The sequence below is a fragment of the Streptococcus sp. 20925_1_44 genome, from assembly GCF_041432435.1.
Taxonomy (GTDB): domain Bacteria; phylum Bacillota; class Bacilli; order Lactobacillales; family Streptococcaceae; genus Streptococcus; species Streptococcus infantis.
The window spans coordinates 14120-38969 of record NZ_JAPVZQ010000002.1; the positions used below are offsets into that span (position 1 = coordinate 14120).

Genomic DNA, 24850 nt, shown 5'->3' on the forward strand with positions numbered 1-24850 from the left:
TTATACCATAAAAAAGCCCTAAAAATCCATCAGATACTAAGAAAAATCAAAGCCTAAGACATCCATTTAATGAGATGTTTCAAGCTTTGATTGTAATATTTTTATCATCTAAATCCCATTTGGGCTAGCTTATTCTGGTAAGCTTTTTGATCCACTCGAAGGGCTTGGCCTCCATAGACATCATAGTCATCTACCCAGTCTCCAAGTTCTGGTACTGTTAGTCTTTCAATACCGTTCTGACCTCCTTCAAGGACGGATAATCCGTTGGTCAATAAGAAGGTATAAGGAAGGTTTGTAGATGTCATAGCGAATACTTTACCAAGTGCTTCTGAACCTGTGAAAAGTTTTGTAGGATCTTTAATTTGCTGTAAAACAGCAGTCATGACTTGTTGCTGTCTACGAGTACGGCCATAGTCCCCTTCATCATCATCGCGGAAACGTGCATAGTTGAGAAGAGTAGAACCATTCATTTGTTGCGTTCCAACTTTAATAGTTTGTGTAGGTGATTCGGTTTCTGTCGCATGCAAGTCATCACCAACTGTCGCTTCTGTAACTGGAACTCCATTTAGAGTTGAAAATTGAGCATCAATAGTCACACCATTAGGGAAAAGGGTGTCAATGGCAGTCGCAAAGGCTTGGAAATCTACAAGAGCATAGTATTTGATATCTAGGTCAAAGTTATCTTTAAGGACCTTACGTACCATTTCAGCCCCTTGTTTTCCTTCTTGTTCCCCCAATTCGTAGGCCAAGTTCAACTTATGGTCAGCTTGTTTTTGTCCGTTAATAACTTGGCTATAACCATCAATATAAACTAGGTTATCACGCATAAAACTTACAAGCTTAAGTTTTTTATCCTTACCACTTACATTGAGAACCATAATAGAATCTGTCCGTGTTTCTGAACTATTCTGTCCAATACGGCCATCTGTTCCTAAGATAAGAATATTGACACCATCTCTTGTATCCTGTCCATTGAAAACTTCAACTTGGGCAGCCTTGGCATCTTTCGACCCACTTGAGCCATTCGGATTGGCTGACTGGAAACCTTTCAAGAACATAAAAATCATTCCTACTGCAGCACAAAGCAACAGCATTCCTAACCAAGCAAGTATGCGTTTAAAGCGAAAGACCCTTTTTTTCTTTGGTTTCTTCTGCTTAGGAATCTTAGCTTTTGGTTGCGGTAGACTACTACGTCGACTAGCTCGACTTCGATTAGTATAACTCGGAAGACCTGTGTTAGGTTCCGTATAGTCTTGGCTTTCTGCTTCTTCTACGACAACTGAACGAGCTTCTTGTTGACCATCCAGCTTAGCTTGTAAAAAAGCAAACTCTCTCTTTTCTTTATCATTTAGATAGTGGATGTTTTTTAATAGATAGTCGTAACGTAGTTTCTCATGGTGTGTCAGAGGATTTTCTCTAGTCATTCCTTCTCCTTCCCTTTATCCTGTATGGTATAGATAGGGTAAGCTCCTAGTACTTTATAGTGGATCCCAATCGTTTCTAATTCTTTTTGAGCAAAATGGACCAATTCTTTATCAGCATAGTCCACATCAATGATAAAAAAGTACTCACCTAGTGCTGTTTTTAGGGGGCGACTCTCAATCTTAGTTAGGTCAATCCCGCGCCAAGCAAAGGTAGAAAGCGCCTTATATAAAGCTCCTGGAAGATTGTCTGGCAAGGTCAATGCTAGACTCATTTTCTTAGCATTTGCATTCAAGGGTATTTGCGGTGCCTTGGGACCTAACACCCAAAAGCGGGTGAAATTGGCTTCCATCTCTTGAATATCTTGAGCAATTAATTCCAAACCATATTCTCCAGCCGAACTTTTGGGGGCAATGGCCGCAAAAGGCTGATCTGGATGCTCTGAAACATAGCGCGCAGCGTATGCTGTACTGGCAGTGACTTCTAGTTGAGCGTCTGGATAATGTTCATCGATAAATTTCTTCCCCTGCGCCAAGGCCTGCGGATGAGAAAAGATTTTCTCAATTTTAACTTGCCCTGGCACCGCCATCAACTGTTGATGAATTGGCTGCACAATCTCCGCCACAGCTTGAATTCGAGCTTGGTGAAAAAGATAGTCTAAGGTCTCATGAACACTACCTTCAATGGAATTTTCAACTGGCACTACTGAATAGTCTACTAAGCCCTGTTCGAAAGCCTTGATAACGTCTGTAATATTTGAAAAAGGCTCTAGTTCCTCATGAGGAAAAGCCGTTTGCACCACATGGTGCGAAAAAGATCCTTTGGGACCTAGATAGGCAATTTTCATCTCAGTTCCTCTATAATTTCATCTGGGTTTAAACTTGATACATCTACAATCTGACTAGCCACTTCCTCATACCAAGCCTGTCTTTCTTTAAAAATCACAGCCAAATCTTCCTTGCTATTCTTTAAAAATAGTGGGCGTTGATTATCCTCATCGGCTGAAATTCGCTGGTACAGGGTCTCAAAATCTGCTTTAAGGTAGATGTTGTCTGGATTTTGTTTGAGCAAGGCACGATTACGTGGAGAAATGACAATCCCTCCGCCTGTAGAAATAACTTTATCTGTCTTTAGCAAGTCAGCTAGGACTTCTTCTTCTAGTTGGCGGAAGGCAGCCTCTCCTTTTTCTTCAAAGAAACGAGCAATCGGCATCCCCAGTCGGCCTTCCAGCAAGGCATCCATATCTACGAAGTCAGAATCCAGCTGTCTAGCAATAGTAGTTTTTCCTGAACCCATAAAACCTAGTAAAACCTTAGCCATGAATCAAAGTCTCCAAATCATAAAAGAAGCTTGGGTAGCTAGTATTAATAGCTTCGGCTCGATCCAATTCAACTTCTCCATCTGCAACCAAGAGAGCTGCAATGGCTGTCATCATGCCGATTCGATGGTCTCCAAAGGTGTTGACTTTGGCTCCATAGAGGGAAGATTTCCCTTTGATAATCATGCCGTCTGCTGTAGGAGTAATATTTGCTCCCATGCTATTTAAAGCATCTGCGACAACTTGAATGCGATCCGTTTCTTTGACCTTGAGTTCTTCTGCATCTTTGATAACTGTTTGACCTTGAGCTTGGGTAGCAAGGAGCGCGATAATCGGCAATTCATCAATTAAACGTGGAATCAAGGCTCCACCAATTTCTATCCCTTTTAGGTCTGAAGTTTCAACAGTCAAGGTTGCAGACTTGGCAATTGGATCAATATCAGTAATCTCTAATTTCCCACCCATAGCTCGGATAACATCGATAATACCTGTACGTGTTTCATTAATACCGACATTCTTAAGTACCACTCGAGAATTTGGCACAATCAAACCTGCTACTAACCAAAAGGCTGCACTAGAAATATCTCCTGGTACGACAACCGTTTGTCCACTTAGTTTCTGTGGCCCTTGAACAGTGATTTTCTTACCATTGACACTCAAATCACCTCCGAATTGTTGGAGCATATCTTCTGTGTGGTTACGAGTGCACTCCTTTTCAATGATGACTGACTGACCCTGAGCCTGCAATGCTGCAAAAATCAAAGCTGACTTAACTTGGGCAGAAGCGATTGGCAATTCGTAATGAATAGGTTTTAAGCTTTTTGTTCCTTTTAAGTGCAACGGTGGCAAGTCTCGCTCTGTTTGACCTGAAATTGTAACTCCCATTTTTTTCAAAGGAAGGGTCACACGATCCATAGGGCGCTTGGAAAGACTATCATCTCCAAACATCTCTACTTCAAAGTCTGCACCAGCAAGGACACCTGAAATTAAACGAATAGATGTCCCAGAATTCCCCATATCCAGGGCTTTCTGAGGGGCTTTCAATCCACCCATCCCAACACCTTGAATGGTAACGACACCGTCTTTGTCCTCAATCTCTACGCCGAGGTCACGAAATACCTGCATGGTTGACAAGACATCTTCACCACGCAAGATATCATAAACCTTCGTTTCACCCTCAGCCAAGCTTCCAAAAATGATAGAGCGATGACTGATGGACTTATCCCCAGGTACGCGAATACTACCATTTAAGTGCTTAATGTTTGTTTTTAATTTCATACCGGCCCTCATACTGACAATACTTTTTCTTATTTTATCATAAAAAGTCAGAAATTTCTTAAAAATTCCTGACTTTATGAGGTAAATTCTTATTTTAAAAGTTCTGAAATTGGTTCAAAGACAATTTTTTCAATATCAGAAAGGTAGATCGAAAGTTGTTGCTGTTTAGCAAAGAATTCTGACAAGAGAGAGTTACCTTGAATCTGCTTACCAAAGCTTTCCATTTTTTCTTGGAAAGAAGCATCTGGAATTTGACCAGTTTGTGCCATGATTTGGATTTCATGTTGAAAAGCAATATAATCTGCAAAAATTTTGCTTGCTTCTGCATCCGCTTGGATGGCATCTCTAGCTTCTTTAACTGCCTTGTATTCAGGCAATTCGCGTAGTCCACGACTTAGTGCATTTGCACTATCATAAATATTTGACATAATTGTCCTCCTTATTTAATAACGACTGTGTAGTCAGTATTTTCTGTAATGACTTGCTCAGCACGTTTTAAATCCTGAGCATTCTTAAAGGAAATTTGCAGAATCCCGTGAACATCCTCACGGTTTTCCTCATTGATATGGATATTGACCAAAGAAGTTCCACGTAGCAATTCCAAGATGCGTAAAATCACATCTTCCTCATCGGGAACATCTACATAAAGGTCATAAGAACTATCTACACCACCACGTTTATGGATTTCCATAGCCTGCCGTTGCTCACGCGCTTGATTGAAAAAGTTCCAGATTTGGTTTTCATCACCCTTACTGATAGCTTGTCCAATCTCGTCCAAACGGCCCTTGAAGTCCTCGATGCGTTCAATAATGGTATCCCGATTTGATAAGAGGATAGAGGTCCACATACCAGGCTCACTTTCGGCAATCCGAGTCATATCTCGAAATCCACCGGCCGCAAAGCGTCGCGCCATTTCATGCTCTTCAGCATAACTTGCAGTTTGTTCCATCAGGCCTGATGCTAAGATATGCGGAAAATGGCTAATCTGAGAAGTCACTCGGTCATGCTCTTCAGCATCGATTTCAATGAAACGAGCATGAAGGCCTGACAACAAGTCTCTCATTTCTTCGAGCGTATCCGGAGTTGTCAGACTAGATGGCGTGAAGATATAGTAGGCATTTTCAAAAAGATTAACATCTGCAGAGGCAGCTCCTGTCTTGTGACTTCCTGCCATGGGATGGGCCCCCACAAAGCGAACAGACTTATCAGCAAAATTTTCCTCCGCTACATTCACAATAGCTGACTTGGTCGATCCAGCATCAGAAATAATAACGCCTTCTTTCAAGTCCAAGTTGGCCAATTCCTTAATAAAGGCAATAGTTTGCTTGATTGGCAGGGTAAGAATGATGACGTCTGCAAGTGGAGCAAAACTGGCAAAATCATCCGTCGCACGATCAATCATCCCTCGCTCCAAGGCAATATCTCTAGACGCTTGACTACGATTGTATCCTAAAATTTCATAATCAGGATGATCCCGCTTGATTCCGAGTGCCATGGAAGCACCAATCAAACCAAGGCCTGCGATATAGATGGTTTTTGCCATAAGAACTCCTTAATAATTCTTTGTATACTCCCGATGTTTCGCAACAGCTTCTTTTAATTCTTCCAGATTATCAGAGGAGAATTTCTCAAGGATTTCTTGAGCCAAAACCGTTGCTACGACTGCCTCCATAACGACACCTGCTGCTGGAAGAGCAGTAGGATCACTTCTCTCTACTGTTGCTTTATAAGGCTCATGAGTTTCAATATCGACACTCATCAACGGCTTATAGAGAGTCGGGATTGGCTTCATAACTCCACGAACAATAATCGGTTGACCGTTGGTCATACCACCTTCGAAACCTCCAAGGTTATTAGTCCGACGAGTATAGCCATCTTCTCTAGACCAGAGAATTTCATCCATGACTTGGCTGCCCTTGAGATAACCTGCTTTAAAACCAAGACCAAACTCCACACCCTTAAAGGCATTGATAGAAACAACAGCTTGAGCTAGCCTTGCATCTAGTTTACGATCCCATTGGACATAAGAACCAAGACCAACTGGAACGCCACCGACAACCGTTTCAACAACTCCACCGATGGTATCTCCGTCACGTTTAATTTGGTCAATATAGTCCTTAATCTCCTGCTCACGTTCTTGGTTGACAATGGAAACTTCTGACTGGGCAGCTAGTTTTTTAATTTCTGCGACTGTTAAGTTTTCTGGAACATTGATTTCCTTACCACCGAAGATAACAACATGGTTAGCAATTTCGATATCAAGCTCAGTCAATAAACGCTTGGCAACAGCTCCAACTGCCACTCGCATAGTCGTTTCACGGGCAGATGAACGTTCCAGAGAATTTCGCAAATCATCAAAGCGGTATTTGATACCTCCTACCAAGTCAGCGTGACCTGGACGAGGATGTGTGATTTTTCGTTTATTTTTGAGTTTGTCCTCAATATCCTCAGCAGACATGATATCCAGCCATTTTTGATGATCCTTGTTAATGACATCCATGGTAATAGGTGCTCCTGTCGTCTTACCATGGCGAACTCCAGAAGTAAAGACAACCTGATCACTCTCGATTTTCATTCGTCCACCACGACCGTAACCGCCTTGGCGACGTTTGAGATCCTCATTGATATCTTCTGCAGTCAAAGGCAGTCCTGCTGGAATTCCTTCAATAATTGCTGTCAGCCGAGGACCATGTGATTCTCCTGCTGTTAAATATCTCATACATTCTCCTTATTTTACTAAGTAATCTTTCATTTCTTCAAGAGAAACTGGGTGAATCGTCGCTGAACCAAGCTCAGGTACCAAGACTAACTTCATGGTATTGCCACGCGCTTTTTTATCATGAGTCAAAGCTTGATAAAGCTTGTCAACATCCCAGTTTTCGTACTCGATTGGCAATCCAAACTTCTGACACATCTCTCGGATGGACTGAGTTATTCCCACTGGCATGAGGCCTTTTTCTTCGGCTACCTTAGAGACCTGAACCATTCCCATAGCTACTGCCTCACCGTGCATGACTTTTCCGTAACCAGCAGTTGCTTCAATGGCATGGCCAATTGTGTGACCAAAGTTGAGATATAAACGAATGCCATTGTCCAACTCATCTTCAACTACCATCTTGCGCTTGACCTGGCAAGAATGCTCAATCAAACCCTCGGAATGTTCCAATATGCTTTCTGCAGAACCATCCATATCAGATAATAGGTCCCAAAGCTCTGGATCTTCGATCAGGCCATACTTGATGACTTCACCCATTCCTTCAATCAACTCTCTCTTGCCCAAGGTCTCAAGAACAGTTGGGTCAATCAAAACACCATCCGGCTGAGCAAAAGTCCCCACCATATTCTTGGCAAAAGGGGTGTTAACTCCAGTTTTTCCACCGATAGAGGAATCAACCTGGGCAGTCAAGCTAGTCGGAATTTGAACAAAGTGAATGCCTCGCATGTAGGTTGAGGCTACAAATCCAGCTAAATCACCAACGACACCACCTCCGAGGGCTACGATTCCATCGCTACGAGTCATATCCTGTTTAACTAAAAATTCATAGACTTTTTGAACTGTAGTCAAATTTTTTCGTTCTTCGCCCTCTAAAAAGTCAAAAACTGCCACTTGAAAGCCAGCATCCTCCAAACTCAATTTAACCTTTTCTGCATAGAGTGAAGCCACACGGTTATCCGTTATGATAACAATTTTTTGTGGTTGCCAAAGTTCGCGCAACCATTTTCCTGCTTGAGACAAGCATCCTTTTTCAATCTGAATATCGTAAGGATGATGTGGAAGGTCTATTCTAATTTTCATAGCAGGTCTCCTTTTTCTTTATTGGTACTTTTGTTTTAATAATTCCCAGATTTGATCTGTTGGCATTTCCTTGTCTGTCCATAACTCAAAAGCTTCAGCAGCTTGGTAAAGCAGCATGCCAAGGCCATTGATAGATTGATTTCCCTGGTTTCTTGCCCATTTTAAAAATGGTGTTTCAAAGGGTTGATAAATCACATCTGCTACCATGAGCTTCTCTGGTAAAACAATGCTGGTCGGGATCGGCTGAGAGGATCCATCCATGCCCACACTAGTAGCATTAACCAAGAGGTCGGCTTTAGTGATGCTGTCTTGAAGTTCTTGAATATTCTCTAATGCCAATAAATCTACTCTAAATCCAGTCGCATTCTGTATTTTTTCTAAGTAAGGTCTTGTTTTTTCCATGGATGAAGAACGAACAAAGACAGAAATCTGACTTACTCCATCCAAGATTGCCTGTGCCAAAATTGCCTTGGCTGCACCGCCTGCTCCTAACAAAATCATTCTTTTCCTTGATATTTTAAAAGAAGGCAAGCTCTTAAAGAATCCCTTGCCATCTGTGTTATATCCAATTAATGTTCCTTCTCGATTCACAACTGTATTAACTGCACCAATTAAACAAGCCTCTTCGCTCAACTGGTCCAGATAAGGAATCACTTGTTCCTTGTAAGGCATGGAAAGATTGATTCCATACATCTGGTAGCGACGAATATTAGCAACTGTTTCTGCTAGTTCAGCCGCATCTACTTCCCAAGCAAGATAAACACCATTGGTATTGGTTGCTTCAAAAGCGCTATTGTGAATAAAGGGAGAAATGGAGTGTTTGATAGGATTTGCGACTACAGCTGCTAAACGTGTGTAGCCATCAATCTTCATTTAGAAGCTCCCTAATTTTTTTCATGCTAGATAGTGAAATTTGTCCTGGAGCACTAGCTTCATCTAGACTTGCAAAAGACCAACTAGAACCAGTCACATCTGAAGTAATACGAGAGACCTTGCCCACTTTTCCCATAGAAATCGTTACATATTCTTGTTCAGGATTCAGTGTTTTAAAGCCACGTGTAAAGTTCATCAGATCCAACACATCTTGTTCTGTATTAGCCATAACAGCTATTTTCACAACCTTAGGATTTAAACTTGTTAACTCAGACAAGATTTCCATTAGATTTTCAGGTGTTTCTTGGAAGTTATGGTAGCTCAAGACGAGATTTGGAAAGTCCAACATCTGATCAAAAACATCCTTGTAGCTAAAATACTCAAAATCAATATAATCTGGTTGATAAAGCTGTGCCACTTCCTTGATAATCTGAACATACTCTTCTGAAGAGAGCTCAATTTGACCACCTTCGGCATGAGTACGTAAAGTGAAAACAAGCTCACGACCTGCAAATTTTTCAAAAATAGCTGGCGCTACCTGCAAGATAGCTTCCTTGGGTAAGAAGTCTGCTCTCCACTCAATGATATCTGCATCATGATACCGCATAACATCAATAGCCTGAGCCTCTTCTATACTTCTTGGCATGACAGAAACAATTAATTTCATTTACTAACCTTCATGGTAATCACTTTGAGGTAATTACTACTTTCATCTTTTTCATTGTAGACAAAGTCTGCTGGAAGTCCATATTTATGAAGGACCTGATACTTTCTACCTGCAAATCCTTTGTCGATTTGTTCTGTGAATTTTTGACGGGAAACATTAGCCGCATTGGTACTAGCAATAATGATTCCACCTGGGTTTAAAATCTCTAGACTTTGGGAAATCAACTTATGATAATCCTTAGCTACAGAGAATGTTTGTTTTTTATTTCGGGCAAAGCTAGGCGGATCCAGAACAATCACGTCATAGCTTAAACCTTTTCTTTTAGCATATTTAAAATATTCAAAGACATCCATGACAAGCAGTCGATGATTGTCTAGACTCAAACCGTTTGCATGAAAATGAGCTTCTGATAGTTCTCTTGAACGTTTGGCTAGGTCTACAGAGGTTGTTTCACTAGCTCCCCCCATAGCTGCAGCGACTGAGAAGGCTGCTGTATAGGAAAACATATTAAGCAAGGATTTCCCCATTGCTAAACCATCAACTAAGCTCCCACGAACTTCATGCTGATCCAAGAAAATTCCTGTCATAAGGCCGTCATTCATAAAGACTTGGTACAAGACTCCATTCTCGAGAACAGTGAAATATTCAGCCGCTTCTTGACCATAGATATGAGCAGACTCATAGTCTAGACCTTTAAAGCGAATCTTTTCATAGGCACCTAAGACTTCCGGGAATACCTGAGAGAAGGCTGCTATGATCTCTTGGCGAAGACTATAAATATAGGAGTTGTACCAAGAGAAAACAACATAATCTCCATAGAGATCCAGCGTCATTCCACCAAATCCATCGCCTTCTTGATTAAACAAACGAAAGGCAGTTGTCAACTCATCTTGATAGTAGGAAGAACGTTTTTGTTTAGCTTTTTCAAACAAGCTTTCAAAGAAGGTTTGATTAAAAGAAACTTTCTGGTTAGTTACAAACCAACCAATTCCCTTATTTTGTCGGGATAAATAAGCCTTCCCTAAAAATTCTTTGCTTTGGCTGAAAAGTTCAACTTCCTGATCAGTTTCAGATAAGTCTGGAAAATCAACTTCTTCCAAAAGAATCTGACCTTTGCGGAGCTTTTTTTCGACACGCCGACTGACGAATACTTTATTCATAGATACAATTATATCAAATTTGTTGAAAATTCACAAAGTAGAAAGTGATTTCTCCATTGATGTCATAGGAACTAGCCAAGCTTTTTGTTTCTGCTTGATGATTTCTAAATGAGAATGGTCATTTGTGTTGAGAAATTTCATTCTATTACCGTAAAAATAGACATTCACATCCTGAGGTCTATTTTTGTAGCGCAAACGTTTGCTCATTTGCTTGCTTTGTGGTAAAATGATTCTCAAATTGTTAAGTATGAGGACTATCTATGAAAAACCAAACCCTAATGCAATATTTTGAGTGGTACCTTCCCCACGATGGACAACACTGGACGCGACTTACCGATGATGCTGAGCACCTTGCAAATCTAGGAATTAGCCACGTCTGGATGCCACCTGCCTTTAAAGCTACCAACGAAAAAGATGTCGGTTATGGTGTCTATGACCTTTTTGACCTCGGTGAATTTGATCAAAAAGGAACTGTGCGTACCAAGTACGGTTTCAAAGAAGACTATCTTCAAGCCATTCAAACACTTAAATCACATGGGATTCAACCTATGGCTGACGTCGTCTTAAACCACAAGGCAGCTGCAGACCGTTTAGAATCCTTCCAGGTTATTGAAGTCGACCCAGAAGATCGCACAATTGAACTTGGAGAACCTTTTACCATCAATGGTTGGACAAACTTTACTTTTGATGGAAGACAAAACACCTACAATGATTTCCACTGGCACTGGTACCACTTTACTGGAACTGACTATGATGCCAAACGCCGTAAGTCTGGCATCTATCTGATACAAGGAGACAACAAAGGCTGGGCTCATGAGGAATTAGTCGATAACGAAAACGGTAACTATGACTATCTTATGTATGCTGACTTGGACTTCAAACATCCTGAGGTTATCAAAAACATCTACGATTGGGCTGATTGGTTCATGGAAACGACTGGCGTAACAGGTTTCCGCTTAGACGCTGTCAAGCATATTGACTCCTTCTTTATGCGTAATTTCATTCGTGACATCAAAGAGAAATATGGACAAGACTTCTATGTCTTTGGAGAATTCTGGAATCCTGATAAGGAAGCTAATCTGGATTATCTTGAAAAGATTGAAGAACGCTTTGACCTTGTCGATGTCCGACTCCATATGAATCTCTTTGAGGCAAGCAAGGCAGGATCTAACTACGATTTACGAACCATTTTTGATGATAGTTTAGCTCAAGTCAATCCAGAACGAGCTGTAACCTTTGTCGACAACCACGATACTCAACGAGGACAAGCTTTAGAATCTACTGTAGAAGAATGGTTTAAGCCAGCAGCCTATGCTCTTATTCTCCTACGTCAAGAAGGGCTTCCATGTGTCTTTTACGGAGACTACTACGGTATCTCTGGTCAATATGCTCAGCAAGATTTTAAAGATGTTCTTGACCATCTGCTAGCTATTCGAAAAGATTTGGCTTATGGAGAGCAGACAGACTACTTTGATGATCCTAATTGTATCGGTTGGGTCCGTTCAGGAGCTGACAATCAAGCACCTCTAGCTGTTCTTATCTCAAATGCTCAAGACAATTACAAAACTATGTTTGTTGGTCCAGAATGGGCTGATCATACTTTTGTTGATTTACTTGGCAACCATTCAGACCAAGTAACTATTAATGCTGAAGGATTTGGTGATTTCCCAGTTGCTGAACGTTCTGTAAGTGTTTGGGGACTTACTTATTAAGAACACAAAAAAACTTGCCATAGGCAAGTTTTTTTATTGATAAATATTAGTCTTTCCAAAGATCCATGGCATTTTTAAAATCAGATGAAACCTGAACATTTTGAGGGTTTGTTGCCTCTCTCTCTTGACGCTTCGCTTCTACCTGGGCTACGCTCCTAATCCCTTCATGACGCCAGTTTCGTAGGATAGCTTGGATATATTTCCAATTTGGTTTTCCATTTAAAACAGCTTCTCGTAAGGCTTCTTTTATCAAATCCGCACTAGTTCCGTCTTCTTTCAAACTCTTTTCCAAGTCTTCAATTTCAAATGGGCTCAATAGACGACCTAGCTCCTGTTGGAAAGTATCTACCAAGCTCTTTAAATCATTTGGAGCAGATTGCACCTGGTTTGGAGCTTGTTTTTCAAAAAGTTGGTCTAGGCGCTCCAAGGCAAGAGTTGCATCGAAGATTACTTCTATTTCGCCATTAAGTTCAATGGTTCGGTATTGAAGCAACCCTTTCTCAGTCAAGCGGGAAATAGCCTGATTGACTTCAGTGACATTTTTGCCGATTTTTTCAGCAATCTGACTTGGAGACAATTCACCTAAAGCCGTTGTATTCTGTAGGTAAAAGAATTGCCAAACCAAGAAATCATCGCTTGACGAGAACAGTTGATTGTAATGTAAGAGCAGGTTACTCGGTAACACTAAGTTTCCTGATTTGAAAGCATCTAAATATGTCATAATTCCTCTTATAAATATCCAAAATGAGACACATCATCTTCCACACTTTTCCACTCAAACGGCGTTTCTTGGTAAACTGCATAATTTACCCAGTTACTAAAGAAGAGAGCTGCAGATGAACTCCAACGCATACATGGGAGTTCATGAATGTCATCATTTTTGAAATAATTTTCTGGTATATGTGGATCTAAACCAGCATCTAGATCTCTGAAATATTCCTTTGCAAGCGTATCGCGATCATACTCTAAATGCCCAAAGCTATAGACTTCTCTCAAATCTCGACTCGCAAGGATAGAGATTCCCACCTCTTTTCCTGATGCTAAAATCTCTAGATTTGTTTTATTCAGGATATCTTCTTTGTGGACTTCTGTATGGCGAGAATGAGGAGATACATATAAATCATCAAATCCTCTCAATAGGAGATGACCTTCTTTCAAAACATCTTGAGGATAAATCCCAGAAAGCTTCTGGTCCATCTGGTATTTATCTACACCATAGCGATAGTATAGACCTGCTTGTGCTCCCCAACAAATATGCAAGGTCGAAAAGACATGAGTCTTAGACCAATCGATAACTTGGGTAAACTCTTGCCAATAGTCAACCTCCTCAAATGGAAGGTGCTCAACTGGAGCTCCTGTGATAATCAAGCCATCAAAATACTGGTCTTTAACTTCCGAGAAGGTCTTATAAAAAGTCTCCATATGCTCTGAGCGAGTTGTTTTTGATTGGTGACTCTCCATATATAAAAAGTCAATATCTAACTGCAAAGGAGTATTGGCCAAATGTCTTAAGAGCTGAGTTTCTGTTACAATTTTTTGCGGCATTAGATTTAAAATAAGAATTTTCAAGGGTCGGATATCCTGATGAGCCGCCCGTTGATCATCCATGACGAAAATATTTTCTGTTTGTAAAATCTCAACTGCTGGTAATTTTTTATCAATTCGAATCGGCATGGAAATCTCCTAACTGTATCATACTGGACTCAAGTAATCTGACTGTCATCAAATGGAATAATCCAGCTGATGACACTTCTTCCCTTTATTATACTGTAAGAAGATATAGTTTTCAATTATAGTTTTTCTCTAACTAGATATAGCCTTTTTTTATATCATCATTAAGAGAAAACAGCCCTAGGGACTGTTTTTCATTAATAATGCATCAAAACTTTATAATCGTAATCTCCGATTGCCTCACGACCTTTTAGCTCATCAAGCTCAATCAAGAAGGCACAACCAGCTACGACACCACCTAATTTCTCAATCATTTCGATTGTAGCCTTAACAGTACCACCTGTTGCCAAGAGGTCATCTACAATAAGAACACGTTGACCTGGTTTGATAGCATCTGCGTGCATGGTCAAAGTATCAACACCATATTCTTTTTCGTAGTCAGCTGAAATGACTTCGCGTGGCAATTTCCCTGGTTTACGAACAGGAGCAAAACCAATTCCCAACTCAAAAGCGACTGGACATCCAACGATAAATCCACGCGCTTCTGGCCCTACGATCATATCGATCTTTTTGTCAGTAGCATATTGAACAATTTCACGAACAGCGTAGCTGTAGGCATTGCCGTTAGCCATCAAAGGGCTGATATCACGGAATGTAATTCCTTCTTGTGGATAATTTTCAATACTTGCAATGTAATCTTTTAAGTTCATAGCGTTTCTTTCTTTTAAAGTTTTTACTCCCTATTATACCATAATTCCTAGAAAAGCAAAATAGAAAGAAGCCTTGGAATATCCTTCCAAAGCCCCTCAGTCCTTCATAAAATTCGGAGATTCACTCGCTCAATGAAATCTTTACTTCTTTTTGCTTTTAGTGCTTTGATTTCGCTCGAGATTTTGTTGGATGCGCCACTCTCGCTCAAAGTAAGACATGGTTTCAAATACTCTCTTTGGTAAGCCAACATCCAGCAAATAGATTGGGATTTTCAAAACGTTAGAATATTTTGAACTTGTAAATCTACTTCGAAGACGATACCAGAAAGAGTTGGATTTTAAAAGTTCCTTGTCATAAAACTGAACCTCAATCATATAAAAATCCCTTGCATTTCTACTACCCTTAATTCTCGTGAGAGCAAACTTTTCTACCTGTCCCCAGGAATAAAACTGCCAGTCTTTCTTTGGATATGGTTTATAGGAAAATCCTTGAGCCGTACATTTCAAATACTCTTTATCAGAAAAAAGCCGTCGCAAATGTTGATACAAAATGAAGCCAACGATGATGATGAAGAAACCAATAAAGAGAATGAAAGCCACCAATCCCGCAGGTGCTTCTTCGGGATAACTCAGCAAAAACGAAAAAATCCAAAGTAGAAGAGCCAATTCTAGTAGGTAAAGAATAAGGCTCAAAATGATTTTCTTACTACTCCATTTAATAATCGTTTCTTCCATTATATCAACTCACTTAAATATTCATAGCGTTCATATTTTTCAAGCAAGGCTTCATTTTTCTCATCTAGCTCTTTTTGAAGAGTCGCTAGTTTTCCAAAATCAGAGCCATTTGCCTGCATTTCTTCTTCAATAGCCGCGATACGATTTTCCAGGTTTTCGATGTCACCTTCAATACTTGCCCACTCCTGCTTTTCTTGGTAGGTCATCCGTTTTTTCTCTTCACGGACTTTGACGACTTTTTCCTTCTCAACTTTTTGACTTTGTGTTACTGCTTCTGCTTCAAAGGCCTTTTCATCTAGATAATCTGTATAATGGCCAAAGAAAGGACGGATAGTCCCGTCTTCAAAAGCAAGAATCTTAGTTGCTACCTTATCAAGGAAATAGCGGTCATGACTAACTGTCAAGACTGGTCCTGCAAAACCTTGTAAGAAATTTTCTAGAACTGTTAAGGTCGCAATGTCTAGGTCATTTGTTGGTTCATCTAAGAGAAGCACATTGGGTTTTTCAAGGAGTAATTTGAGGAGGTACAGACGCTTCTTCTCTCCACCTGACAGCTTCTCAATCAAGGTACCGTGCGTTGAACGAGGGAAAAGAAATTGTTCTAGTAATTCTGCAATGGATGTCGTAGTCCCACCGCTCGTCTTAACCTCTTCTGCCACTTCCTGCAGGTAATTGATAACCCGCTTACTTTCATCTAAACCTTCGATTTGTTGAGAGAAATAAGCAATACGAACTGTTTCACCGATGATAACTTGTCCTTCAGTAGCTTCAAGTCTTCCTGCAATAAGGTTAAGAAGGGTTGACTTCCCAACACCATTGTCCCCGACGATTCCGATACGGTCTTTGGCTTGCACTAAAAGGTTAAAATGTTTCAGAATCGGTTTATCGTCATAGGCAAAGGAAACATCCTTAAACTCAATGACCTTCTTACCGATGCGACTGGTTTCAAAATTCATGCTCAAGTCTGTCTCAAGGCTAGTATCTGAAACTTCCTTTTTCAAGTCATGGAATCGATTGATACGAGCTTGTTGCTTGGTCGCACGAGCTTGAGGTTGCCGTCTCATCCAAGCTAATTCTTGTTTGTAAAGTTGTTCCTTTTTGTGAAGAAGAGCTGCGTCACGCTCATCCTGTTCAGCCTTGAGACGGACATAATCTTGGTAATTCCCCTGATACTCTGTTAATCCACCTCTATCCAATTCAAAAATTCGCGTAGAAAGAGCATCTAGGAAATAGCGATCGTGGGTGATGAAGAGAACGGTCTTCTTGGAATTCTTCAAGAAAAGTGTCAGCCACTCGATGGTCGCAATGTCCAGATGGTTGGTTGGCTCATCAAGAAGCAAGAGATTATGATTTCCTAAAAGCACTTGCGCTAATTGAACCCGTCTACGAAGACCACCCGACAAAGCTCCAACAGGAGTTGATAATTCTTGAATACCTAGTTTACTGAGTACCGTTTTGACCTGACTTTCGATTTCCCATGCTTGGAGAGAATCCATCTCCGCCATGACCCGTTCTAGACGCGCCTGCTTGTCCTCACTGTAGTTGAGCATAAGCAGTTCATACTCCCGAATCAACTGGATTTCCTTGAGGTCACTGGATAAAACAGTATCCAATACAGTCTTGCTATCATCAAATTCGGGATTTTGAGTCAGGTAACCAATCTTGTAATCACTCTTTGCTGAAAAAGGGCTAATATCGCCATCATAACCTGAAACACCTGAAAGCACATCTAGAAGGGTCGTTTTCCCAGTTCCGTTGACCCCAATAAGACCGATGCGATCTAAGTCATGGATGATAAAAGAAATATACTTAAAAACAGTCTTGTCACCAACTGATTTGCTTAGTTTTTCAACGATAAAATCACTCATTTTCTCTCCCTTAAGTATGCATGAATGGCTTCCACTTCATTATCTAGATTACCATCCACAATAGCGTACTCAATTTCCTCTAAAACATCTCCTAATTCTGGACCTGGATGATAGCCATATTCCTTGATGAGAATGCCACCATTAATTTGCATTTCTTTCTTATCATGAATAGTCAAGCTCTCGTAGGTTTCTGTGATCGCTTGTGGGTTGACTTCCTTCCCTTGAGCTCTGCGAAGATTTTCAGCCTGTAAAAGCAAGTCCAAATCAAAACGGTAACAATCACGTCTACCTAGTTCCCCTTCTTCTCGGAGAGCCAAAATAGACAGCAAATCCTGTACCTGCTTGGCAAATTGGCGTGAAGTCTTCCAATGTTTCAAAAATTGTTGAGCATCTTCCACTTCTAAAACCCATAAAAGTGCTGCCCAAGCTTGCTCAGAAGATTCAAAAGTAAAATCTTTTTCTAAATCAAACAAAGACCGGAGTTTCTCCTGACTGCCTACCATATCTGGAAGATAATCATAAGCTTGACTCTCAATCATAGAAGATAAACCTACTCGCCAATAAGGAGCTAGCAATAGTTTATCAAATTCGACAAAGGTGCGCTCCACAGAGATTTTATCTAAGAGTGGCGTTAAGGCCTTCATCGCTTTAAACGTTTCTTGCTCGAGTTCAAAACCAAGACTAGCTTGGAAACGAAAGCCACGCATGATGCGTAACGCGTCTTCATTGAAACGTTCACTAGCTACACCAACTGCTCGCAGAACCTGATTTTCTAAATCTTTGAGACCATCAAATAAATCGACGATTTCCCCTGTCTCATCCAAGGCAAAGGCATTGACTGTAAAATCTCGACGCTTGAGATCTTCTTCGAGTGAACGAACAAAAGAAACGGAACTTGGTCTCCGATAGTCTACATAGACATCCTCTGTTCGAAAAGTGGTGACTTCGTACTCTTCATCTCCATCTAAAACCAAAACGGTCCCATGCTCAATGCCGATATCAGCTGTGCGTGGAAAAATCTGCTTAGTCTCTTCAGGATAAGATGAAGTCGCGATATCCACATCATGGATGGGCCGGTTAAGAAGGGCATCCCTAACAGAGCCACCCACAAAATAAGCCTCAAATCCTGCTTCTTTAATTTTTTCTAATACTGGTAAAGCCTTCTGAAATTCAGAAGGCATTTTTGTTAATTTCATAGTAAGTGTTCTAATCCATAGACAAGCTCATGACGCTTGACAACTTCTTTGATTCCCAAATTCACCCCTGTCATGAAGGAGCTACGATCAAAGGAGTCATGACGCAGGGTCAATCCTTCTCCTTGATTTCCAAAAATGACCTCTTGATGAGCTACCAAACCTGGCAAGCGAACTGAATGGATTCGCATACCATCAAAGTTAGCTCCACGTGCTCCCGCAATGAGTTCTTCCTCATCATTAGCACCTTGTTGAATAGACTCACGAACTTCAGCCATCAACTCAGCTGTTTTGATTGCTGTCCCGCTCGGAGCATCTTTTTTCTTATCATGGTGAAGCTCAATAATCTCCACATTTGGGAAGTATTTAGCTGCCTGTGCTGCAAATTGCATCAGTAAGACAGCACCCAAGGCAAAGTTAGGAGCAATCAAGCCACCCAAGCCTTTGGAACGAGACATTTCTTTTAATTCTTCGATTTCTTGACTGGTGAAACCTGTCGTTCCTACTACTGGAGCAAAGCCATTTTCAAGAGCAAAGCGTGTATTCTCATAGGCGACAGCTGGTGTAGTAAAGTCTACCCAAACATGGGCATCAAAGCCTGCTAAGTCATTTTTATCATTGAATACTGGAATTCCCTGCCATTCAGATGCAGACTCGAAAGGATCCAATACTGCTACTAGTTCAAGTTCAGGATCAGACAAAACCATCTGACAAGCAGCTTGCCCCATTCTTCCCTTAAAACCAGCAATAATCACTCGAATACTCATCTTTACTCCTATTTAAGATACAAAGCCTGTAAGAACACAAAGTGAAAATAGGAGTTCTAATCAAGGAGTAGATACTCCTTGGAAGAACTATCTTTTTCACACAGGGTTCCAGGCGTGTTCAATTCTAAGATACAAAGGACGTTAGCTACCCATGAAAAATAGGGAATGGCGCTGACTTTCCACGAAAGGCAAGACAGGCATCTTTTTTCAAGAGGCAGATAGTCCGTGTTCAATTTTAAGATACAAAGCCTGTAAGAACAATCTAGACGATTGGTGTATAACCTAAAGCAATACTTCCTTCTCCAAGGTGAGTCCCGATGACGCTACCGAAGGTTGCAATTGAAATGTCTGTAGCTACTCCGCCGTCTAACAAAAGCTGAAGCAAATCAGCTGCTTTTTGAGGAGCATTCCCGTGAATGACAGTAATCTGGTAATTCCCATTAGCTGTTACTTCTTTGACAATTTCAACCAAACGTTTTGTTGCTTTCTTCTCTGTACGAACCTTCTCATAAACTTCGATAACACCTTGGTCATTGAAATAGAGGATTGGTTTAATGCTAAGAAGATTCCCCAAAATAGCTACACCATTTGATAAACGACCACCTTTAACCAGATGATCAAGGTCATCTACCATGATAAAGGCAGAAGTATTTTCAATCTGTTCTGTTAACTTATCTAGTATAGACTGGAAATCATCTCCCTGCTCAGACCATTGAAACACACTTTCCACCATGAATCCTAGTGGTGCACTTGTAATTCGAGTATCAGGAAAAGCAATGGTTAGACCTTCAAACTCATCAGTCATATACTGAATATTCTGGTGAAATCCTGAGATTCCAGAAGATAGGAAGAGACCCAAAACATGAGTATAGCCTTTTTCTTTTAATGATGATAAAATTTCATCTAACTTTGCAATACTTGGTTGACTTGTTTTAGGTAGTTCAGATGAACGAGCCATTTTTTCATAAAATTCTTGAGCGGTTAGATTTACACCTTCAACATACTCCTGTCCATCGATATTCACAGGAATGTCAAGCACAAATAAATCTTCTTTCCGCAAGGTTTCCGCTTGTAGAAAAGCAGATGAGTCTGTTATGACCGCTAATTTCATTCTTTTAAAACTCCAAATTAATTCCTGGTAAGTCTAGTGCAATTTCCGTTACTTCATAAGTCAAACGGTTTAGCATATCCAAAGAAGGACGAGCAAGTGTCTCAACTTCTTCTTGACTAAAGTCACTTGGTTGATCTACGATACGACCTTCAACGTGGTTCACTTGAGAAATAGTACCGCTGATAACAAATTTATCAAAGACAATCATAAAGCTCAAAACAACTACGAGAGAAGTCACCTGATTTTCTTGGTCATGTTGAAGTAGTTGGAAGTTCACATCAACCTTTGTTTCAGGAATTCCGTTCTCATTTTCCCATTCAAAGTTACGAGCATCAAAGTGATACTGACTTACAAATTCTTGTTCACGTTTTAAATTCATCATATTCTCCATGGTTACAATTTACTTTGACATTGTAACATATTTTCTTATTTTCTGCTAACTTTCCTAAATTCCGATTTCTGCTTTCACAACTTCAGCAATGGTATCCACATAGTAATCTACTTCTTCAGTTGTTGGTGCTTCAGCCATGACTCGCAAGAGTGGCTCAGTTCCACTTGGGCGAACGAGAATACGTCCGTTACCTGCCATCTCTTCTTCCATCTTATCGATAATAGCCTTGATAGCTGGTACTTCCATGGCTTTGTCTTTCATGGTGTTTTCCACACGGATATTAACCAATTTTTGTGGGTAAATTGTTACTTCTGAAGCCAATTGAGATAAGCTCTTACCTGTTTCTTGCATGATCTTAGTCAATTGAACTGCTGAAAGTTGACCATCACCAGTTGTATTGTAGTCCATCAAGATAACGTGACCTGACTGTTCTCCACCGAGATTGTAGCCTGATTTTCTCATTTCTTCAACTACATAGCGGTCTCCAACAGCAGTGACAGCTTTATTAATGCCTTCACGGTCCAAGGCTTTATGGAAGCCAAGGTTGGACATAACTGTTGTTACAATTGTATTTTGTGCCAATTGACCTTTTTCAGAAAGGTATTTACCGATGATATACATAATCTTATCACCGTCGACAATCTCACCGTTTTCATCTACTGCAATCAAACGATCGCTGTCCCCATCAAAGGCTAAACCAATGGCTGATTGATTTTCTTTTACAAGTTCTTGCAAGGCTTCTGGATGAGTCGAACCAACATTCAAGTTAATGTTCAAACCATCTGGATTCTCTCCAATGACAGTGATTTGAGCACCCAAATCTGCAAAAATTTGACGAGCACTTGTAGAAGCTGCTCCATTTGCAGTATCCAAGGCTACCTTCATCCCTTCAAGACCTGTTCCAGTTGAAACCAGGTAGGCTTCATACTTGCGCAATCCTTCTGGGTAATCAACAACAGTACCTAATCCTTCAGCACTTGGACGTGGGAGAGTATCTTCACTGGCGTCAAGCAAGGCTTCGATTTCTGCTTCTTTTTCATCGTCTAGCTTAAAGCCATCTCCACCAAAGAATTTAATTCCGTTATCAAGGGCTGGGTTGTGGCTAGCTGAAATCATGACACCTGCGCTCGCTCCTTCAGTTTTCACCAAATATGCTACTGCAGGCGTAGCAAGTACACCAAGTTTATAAACGTGAATTCCCACAGAAAGAAGACCAGCAATCAAGGCTGCTTCTAACATTTCCCCTGAAATACGTGTATCGCGTCCAACAAAAACCTTAGGCGCTTCTGTCGCATGTTGACTGAGGACATATCCTCCAAAGCGACCCAATTTAAAGGCCAATTCTGGCGTTAATTCTACGTTTGCTTCTCCACGGACTCCGTCCGTTCCAAAATATTTACCCATTTTATCATTCCTTTTCTAGTATAATGTTTATTTTAAGATTCTGACTTCGTTTCTGCTGCTGTCGTTGAAGAGTTTTCAGTAGATGAAGTATTACTTGTTGTGGTTGTGCTACTTGTTGTTCTTACAGCTTTGGTCGTTACTTTCATAGTAGTTTCAAAAGGTGTAATCACTGTTGGTAAGACAGCCCCATTTTTATCAACAGCTTGCAAAGGAACTGATCCAGAATAGTTCCCTGTAATCTGTTCACTCGTTGGTAAAACTGCAACAATCCGATCAATCTTAGATAGTGTATCCGCATCACTAGTTACTGAAACTTTTTCATCAGAAACAGTCACACGTTCGATTATAATCTTCTCATCAATTTGACTAGAATCAATTTGAGGTACAACAGGTACATTATCTCGAGTAACTTTCTTACCAACCTTGACTGTGATCTTTTGTGGTGTTGCTACAGCTGTCAAACCACTTGGAAGATTTTCAATGGTCAAGGGAACTTCAATCGTTCCTTCTGTAGCCTGGGTCAAATCAGCAGTCACTTTAAATTTACGAGTACTCTCTTGCATCTCACTAGCCAAGGTGACTCGATTTGAACCCGTTAGAAACACTGTTACTTCTGAGCTGAAACCACTGATAAAATATTGCTCACTATCATATTGAATATCAATCGGTACATTGACTACTGTATTGGTATAGGTTTCAGTTTTAGTTTGTCTTGCGTTGGTATTGTTTTGATAATTGATTGATGTTGCATAGATAAACAGGACACATGCAAAGAGGAGTGAGGAGATGATATAAAGACTATTTCTTTTCATTATTCCAGCCTCCTAATAGACGTTCTTTTAAGCTTAGTTCTTGTTCATCCTTAGGTATCAGAATACGACGTAGTTCTTCCTCGAATTCTTCCAAACTTAGATCATGTTTGAAGACACCATTATAGGTGATGGATATCCCCCCAGTTTCTTCAGACACAACAAAAGTAAGGGCATCTGAAACTTCTGATAAACCTATGGCTGCACGGTGACGAGTTCCGAACTCTTTGGAAATACCTGTGTTTTCAGTCAGTGGTAAATAGGCAGAAGTTACTGCAATCCGATCCCCACTGATAATGACTGCACCGTCATGGAGAGGCGTATTAGGGATAAAGATGTTAATTAATAACTCAGCAGAAATTTTAGCATCCAAAGGAATTCCTGTAACGATATACTCTTGCAAGGTTCTCACACGTTGAACAGCTACCAAAGCTCCAATCTTTCGCGGGCTCATATACTCAACAGATTTTACAAAAGCTTGTACCATCTGCTCCTCTGAACTCATAGGAGTATTTGAAAAGAAGTCCGTAGCTCGACCTAATCGTTCCAAACCTGTCCGAATTTCTGGAGAAAAGATAACAACCGCTGCGATAACTCCATAGGTAATCAATTGGTTAATCAACCAGGAAATAGTCGTCAAGCCCAAAAAATTAGCCGCAATCTGAGCTAAGATAAAAACTAAAACGCCTCGAACCAGAATCATAATCTTGGTTCCTGCAATTGATTTTGTAAATTGATATAAGATATAAGCGACGATTAGAATATCAATCACATTTATCGCAATACTCCAAGGACTGGAAAACAAACTAGACCAGTATTGAAGATTAGATAATTGTTGAAAATTCATCCTGTGTCCCCTCTCCAAAAAAGCTTCTCTTCATTATACCATTTTTAATGGAAATTTTCTCCCCCCTACCTCATTTTAAATTGGCAGAAAATATGATAGAATAAAATGATAAAAATGAAATAAGGAGAAACCATGTCTGAATTATATGATATTACCATCATAGGGGGTGGCCCAGTTGGTCTTTTCGCAGCCTTTTATGCAAATTTACGTCAAGCTAAAGTACAAATCATTGACTCTCTTCCTCAATTAGGTGGCCAACCTGCCATTCTTTATCCTGAAAAACAAATTCTTGATGTCCCAGGTTTCCCAAATCTCACTGGTGAAGAACTAACTAATCGCCTCTTAGAACAACTAAAAGGTTTTGATACACCAGCACATCTCAATGAAACTGTTCTTGACATTGAAAAAGAGAATGATGTATTTAAGATAACAACTACTAAAGGTATTCATAGTAGTAAAGCTGTCATTATCGCTATGGGTGGAGGTGCCTTTAAACCGCGTCCACTTGAACTGGATGGTGTTGATAGTTATGAAAATATCCACTACCACGTTTCTAACATTCAACAATATGCTGGCAAGAAAGTAACAATCCTCGGTGGAGGAGACTCTGCTGTGGACTGGGCCTTAGCTTTTGAAAAGATTGCTCCAACTACACTTGTTCATCGTCGAGATAACTTCCGGGCCCTCGAACATAGTGTCCAAGCCCTTCAAGAATCATCTGTTAGCATCAAAACACCATTTGTGCCAAGTCAACTTCTTGGAGATGGAAAAACTCTTGACAAGCTTGAAATCACAAAAGTCAAATCCGATGAGATTGAAACCATTGAGTTGGACCACCTCTTTGTCAACTATGGCTTCAAATCATCAGTTGGTAATCTTAAAAACTGGGGACTTGACCTTAACCGTCACAAGATTATCGTTAACAGCAAGCAAGAATCAAGCCAAGCTGGAATTTACGCTATCGGTGACTGCTGCTACTACGATGGTAAGATTGACTTGATTGCAACAGGTCTTGGTGAAGCACCAACTGCTGTAAACAATGCCATTAACTACATTGACCCTCAACAAAAAGTGCAACCAAAACACTCTACAAGTCTATAAGAAAAGAACCACGAATC

At 40.4% G+C, this 24850-nt stretch carries 25 protein-coding genes; 2 read left to right on the forward strand and 23 right to left on the reverse strand.

Features of this window, described 5'->3' with window-relative positions:
• Positions 1-104 precede the first annotated feature (104 nt).
• From O3643_RS02880 to O3643_RS02930, 11 genes are all read right to left on the reverse strand, one after another.
• Entirely contained in the window at positions 105-1424 is a 1320-nt protein-coding gene (locus tag O3643_RS02880; protein ID WP_371499740.1) for an LCP family protein, read from the reverse strand.
• Positions 1421-2269, reverse strand: a complete 849-nt coding sequence (gene pheA / locus O3643_RS02885) for a prephenate dehydratase (protein ID WP_368909612.1) — start codon at positions 2267-2269, stop codon at positions 1421-1423. Before pheA ends, O3643_RS02880 begins: the two co-directional genes overlap by 4 nt.
• A complete protein-coding gene (locus tag O3643_RS02890; RefSeq protein WP_281137796.1) occupies positions 2266-2742 on the reverse strand; it encodes a shikimate kinase in 477 nt (158 codons plus the stop codon). The genes pheA and O3643_RS02890 overlap by 4 nt, the downstream gene beginning before the upstream one ends.
• Positions 2735-4018, reverse strand: a complete 1284-nt coding sequence (gene aroA / locus O3643_RS02895) for a 3-phosphoshikimate 1-carboxyvinyltransferase (RefSeq protein ID WP_371499742.1) — start codon at positions 4016-4018, stop codon at positions 2735-2737. The genes O3643_RS02890 and aroA overlap by 8 nt, the downstream gene beginning before the upstream one ends.
• Positions 4019-4107: 89 nt before the next feature.
• The gene (locus O3643_RS02900; protein WP_036757185.1) at positions 4108-4446 is read right to left on the reverse strand and encodes a YlbF/YmcA family competence regulator; all 339 of its coding nucleotides are present in this window, start codon (positions 4444-4446) and stop codon (positions 4108-4110) included.
• An 11-nt stretch (positions 4447-4457) separates the two neighbouring features.
• Positions 4458-5561 carry a prephenate dehydrogenase gene (locus O3643_RS02905; protein WP_371499744.1) on the reverse strand — a complete coding sequence of 368 codons (1104 nt, stop codon included), beginning with the start codon at positions 5559-5561 and terminating at the stop codon, positions 4458-4460.
• A gap of 9 nt (positions 5562-5570) precedes the next feature.
• Positions 5571-6737: a chorismate synthase gene (gene aroC / locus O3643_RS02910; RefSeq protein ID WP_371499746.1), complete on the reverse strand. Its 1167-nt coding sequence runs from the start codon at positions 6735-6737 to the stop codon at positions 5571-5573.
• Positions 6738-6746: 9 nt separating this feature from the next.
• Positions 6747-7814, reverse strand: coding sequence for a 3-dehydroquinate synthase (gene aroB, locus O3643_RS02915; protein WP_371499748.1), 1068 nt, complete (start codon positions 7812-7814; stop codon positions 6747-6749).
• An 18-nt stretch (positions 7815-7832) separates the two neighbouring features.
• Entirely contained in the window at positions 7833-8687 is an 855-nt protein-coding gene (locus tag O3643_RS02920; RefSeq protein ID WP_371499750.1) for a shikimate dehydrogenase, read from the reverse strand.
• Positions 8677-9354: a type I 3-dehydroquinate dehydratase gene (gene aroD / locus O3643_RS02925; RefSeq protein ID WP_254724429.1), complete on the reverse strand. Its 678-nt coding sequence runs from the start codon at positions 9352-9354 to the stop codon at positions 8677-8679. The genes O3643_RS02920 and aroD overlap by 11 nt, the downstream gene beginning before the upstream one ends.
• Complete coding sequence (locus O3643_RS02930) at positions 9351-10514, reverse strand: class I SAM-dependent rRNA methyltransferase (protein ID WP_371499753.1); 1164 nt, start codon at positions 10512-10514, stop codon at positions 9351-9353. The genes aroD and O3643_RS02930 overlap by 4 nt, the downstream gene beginning before the upstream one ends.
• Positions 10515-10774: 260 nt before the next feature.
• Here O3643_RS02930 and O3643_RS02935 point away from each other — a divergent pair, with 260 nt between their 5' ends.
• Complete coding sequence (locus O3643_RS02935) at positions 10775-12226, forward strand: alpha-amylase (RefSeq protein ID WP_371499755.1); 1452 nt, start codon at positions 10775-10777, stop codon at positions 12224-12226.
• A 46-nt stretch (positions 12227-12272) separates the two neighbouring features.
• Here O3643_RS02935 and O3643_RS02940 read toward each other — a convergent pair whose 3' ends face one another.
• The 12 genes from O3643_RS02940 to cdaA form a co-directional block, all read right to left on the reverse strand.
• On the reverse strand, positions 12273-12947 hold the full coding sequence (locus O3643_RS02940; RefSeq protein WP_371499757.1) for a DnaD domain-containing protein: 675 nt from the start codon (positions 12945-12947) through the stop codon (positions 12273-12275).
• 8 nt (positions 12948-12955) lie between these two features.
• Positions 12956-13900, reverse strand: a complete 945-nt coding sequence (metA, locus tag O3643_RS02945; protein ID WP_225750608.1) for a homoserine O-succinyltransferase — start codon at positions 13898-13900, stop codon at positions 12956-12958.
• 194 nt (positions 13901-14094) lie between these two features.
• Entirely contained in the window at positions 14095-14607 is a 513-nt protein-coding gene (locus tag O3643_RS02950; RefSeq protein WP_001049312.1) for an adenine phosphoribosyltransferase, read from the reverse strand.
• Positions 14608-14748: 141 nt separating this feature from the next.
• A complete protein-coding gene (locus O3643_RS02955) occupies positions 14749-15342 on the reverse strand; it encodes a hypothetical protein (RefSeq protein ID WP_371499759.1) in 594 nt (197 codons plus the stop codon).
• Positions 15342-17210, reverse strand: a complete 1869-nt coding sequence (locus O3643_RS02960) for an ABC-F family ATP-binding cassette domain-containing protein (protein ID WP_371499761.1) — start codon at positions 17208-17210, stop codon at positions 15342-15344. Before O3643_RS02960 ends, O3643_RS02955 begins: the two co-directional genes overlap by 1 nt.
• Positions 17207-18406: a CCA tRNA nucleotidyltransferase gene (locus O3643_RS02965; protein ID WP_281137786.1), complete on the reverse strand. Its 1200-nt coding sequence runs from the start codon at positions 18404-18406 to the stop codon at positions 17207-17209. The genes O3643_RS02960 and O3643_RS02965 overlap by 4 nt, the downstream gene beginning before the upstream one ends.
• On the reverse strand, positions 18403-19170 hold the full coding sequence (dapB, locus tag O3643_RS02970) for a 4-hydroxy-tetrahydrodipicolinate reductase (RefSeq protein ID WP_371499763.1): 768 nt from the start codon (positions 19168-19170) through the stop codon (positions 18403-18405). The genes O3643_RS02965 and dapB overlap by 4 nt, the downstream gene beginning before the upstream one ends.
• Before the next feature lie 262 nt (positions 19171-19432).
• A complete protein-coding gene (locus O3643_RS02975) occupies positions 19433-20281 on the reverse strand; it encodes a DegV family protein (RefSeq protein ID WP_371499765.1) in 849 nt (282 codons plus the stop codon).
• A 4-nt stretch (positions 20282-20285) separates the two neighbouring features.
• Positions 20286-20660, reverse strand: coding sequence for a DUF1149 family protein (locus O3643_RS02980; protein ID WP_004252208.1), 375 nt, complete (start codon positions 20658-20660; stop codon positions 20286-20288).
• Positions 20661-20726: 66 nt separating this feature from the next.
• Positions 20727-22076, reverse strand: a complete 1350-nt coding sequence (gene glmM / locus O3643_RS02985; RefSeq protein ID WP_006148041.1) for a phosphoglucosamine mutase — start codon at positions 22074-22076, stop codon at positions 20727-20729.
• Between the two features lie 32 nt (positions 22077-22108).
• Positions 22109-22888 carry a YbbR-like domain-containing protein gene (locus tag O3643_RS02990; protein ID WP_006151670.1) on the reverse strand — a complete coding sequence of 260 codons (780 nt, stop codon included), beginning with the start codon at positions 22886-22888 and terminating at the stop codon, positions 22109-22111.
• Positions 22875-23732: a diadenylate cyclase CdaA gene (gene cdaA / locus O3643_RS02995; protein WP_049494701.1), complete on the reverse strand. Its 858-nt coding sequence runs from the start codon at positions 23730-23732 to the stop codon at positions 22875-22877. The genes O3643_RS02990 and cdaA overlap by 14 nt, the downstream gene beginning before the upstream one ends.
• A gap of 132 nt (positions 23733-23864) precedes the next feature.
• Here cdaA and O3643_RS03000 point away from each other — a divergent pair, with 132 nt between their 5' ends.
• Complete coding sequence (locus O3643_RS03000) at positions 23865-24833, forward strand: NAD(P)/FAD-dependent oxidoreductase (protein ID WP_371499768.1); 969 nt, start codon at positions 23865-23867, stop codon at positions 24831-24833.
• Positions 24834-24850: the final 17 nt, after the last annotated feature.

Excerpts from the sequence above, each read along its gene's own strand:
- O3643_RS02880 (WP_371499740.1), bottom strand. The coding sequence starts at position 1,424 with ATGACTAGAGAAAATCCTCTGACACACCATGAGAAACTACGTTACGAC.
- pheA (WP_368909612.1), bottom strand. The coding sequence starts at position 2,269 with ATGAAAATTGCCTATCTAGGTCCCAAAGGATCTTTTTCGCACCATGTG.
- O3643_RS02890 (WP_281137796.1), bottom strand. The coding sequence starts at position 2,742 with ATGGCTAAGGTTTTACTAGGTTTTATGGGTTCAGGAAAAACTACTATT.
- aroA (WP_371499742.1), bottom strand. The coding sequence starts at position 4,018 with ATGAAATTAAAAACAAACATTAAGCACTTAAATGGTAGTATTCGCGTA.
- O3643_RS02900 (WP_036757185.1), bottom strand. The coding sequence starts at position 4,446 with ATGTCAAATATTTATGATAGTGCAAATGCACTAAGTCGTGGACTACGC.
- O3643_RS02905 (WP_371499744.1), bottom strand. The coding sequence starts at position 5,561 with ATGGCAAAAACCATCTATATCGCAGGCCTTGGTTTGATTGGTGCTTCC.
- aroC (WP_371499746.1), bottom strand. The coding sequence starts at position 6,737 with ATGAGATATTTAACAGCAGGAGAATCACATGGTCCTCGGCTGACAGCA.
- aroB (WP_371499748.1), bottom strand. The coding sequence starts at position 7,814 with ATGAAAATTAGAATAGACCTTCCACATCATCCTTACGATATTCAGATT.
- O3643_RS02920 (WP_371499750.1), bottom strand. The coding sequence starts at position 8,687 with ATGAAGATTGATGGCTACACACGTTTAGCAGCTGTAGTCGCAAATCCT.
- aroD (WP_254724429.1), bottom strand. The coding sequence starts at position 9,354 with ATGAAATTAATTGTTTCTGTCATGCCAAGAAGTATAGAAGAGGCTCAG.
- O3643_RS02930 (WP_371499753.1), bottom strand. The coding sequence starts at position 10,514 with ATGAATAAAGTATTCGTCAGTCGGCGTGTCGAAAAAAAGCTCCGCAAA.
- O3643_RS02935 (WP_371499755.1), top strand. The coding sequence starts at position 10,775 with ATGAAAAACCAAACCCTAATGCAATATTTTGAGTGGTACCTTCCCCAC.
- O3643_RS02940 (WP_371499757.1), bottom strand. The coding sequence starts at position 12,947 with ATGACATATTTAGATGCTTTCAAATCAGGAAACTTAGTGTTACCGAGT.
- metA (WP_225750608.1), bottom strand. The coding sequence starts at position 13,900 with ATGCCGATTCGAATTGATAAAAAATTACCAGCAGTTGAGATTTTACAA.
- O3643_RS02950 (WP_001049312.1), bottom strand. The coding sequence starts at position 14,607 with ATGAACTTAAAAGATTACATTGCAAGTATTGAAAATTATCCACAAGAA.
- O3643_RS02955 (WP_371499759.1), bottom strand. The coding sequence starts at position 15,342 with ATGGAAGAAACGATTATTAAATGGAGTAGTAAGAAAATCATTTTGAGC.
- O3643_RS02960 (WP_371499761.1), bottom strand. The coding sequence starts at position 17,210 with ATGAGTGATTTTATCGTTGAAAAACTAAGCAAATCAGTTGGTGACAAG.
- O3643_RS02965 (WP_281137786.1), bottom strand. The coding sequence starts at position 18,406 with ATGAAATTAACAAAAATGCCTTCTGAATTTCAGAAGGCTTTACCAGTA.
- dapB (WP_371499763.1), bottom strand. The coding sequence starts at position 19,170 with ATGAGTATTCGAGTGATTATTGCTGGTTTTAAGGGAAGAATGGGGCAA.
- O3643_RS02975 (WP_371499765.1), bottom strand. The coding sequence starts at position 20,281 with ATGAAATTAGCGGTCATAACAGACTCATCTGCTTTTCTACAAGCGGAA.
- O3643_RS02980 (WP_004252208.1), bottom strand. The coding sequence starts at position 20,660 with ATGAATTTAAAACGTGAACAAGAATTTGTAAGTCAGTATCACTTTGAT.
- glmM (WP_006148041.1), bottom strand. The coding sequence starts at position 22,076 with ATGGGTAAATATTTTGGAACGGACGGAGTCCGTGGAGAAGCAAACGTA.
- O3643_RS02990 (WP_006151670.1), bottom strand. The coding sequence starts at position 22,888 with ATGAAAAGAAATAGTCTTTATATCATCTCCTCACTCCTCTTTGCATGT.
- cdaA (WP_049494701.1), bottom strand. The coding sequence starts at position 23,732 with ATGAATTTTCAACAATTATCTAATCTTCAATACTGGTCTAGTTTGTTT.
- O3643_RS03000 (WP_371499768.1), top strand. The coding sequence starts at position 23,865 with ATGTCTGAATTATATGATATTACCATCATAGGGGGTGGCCCAGTTGGT.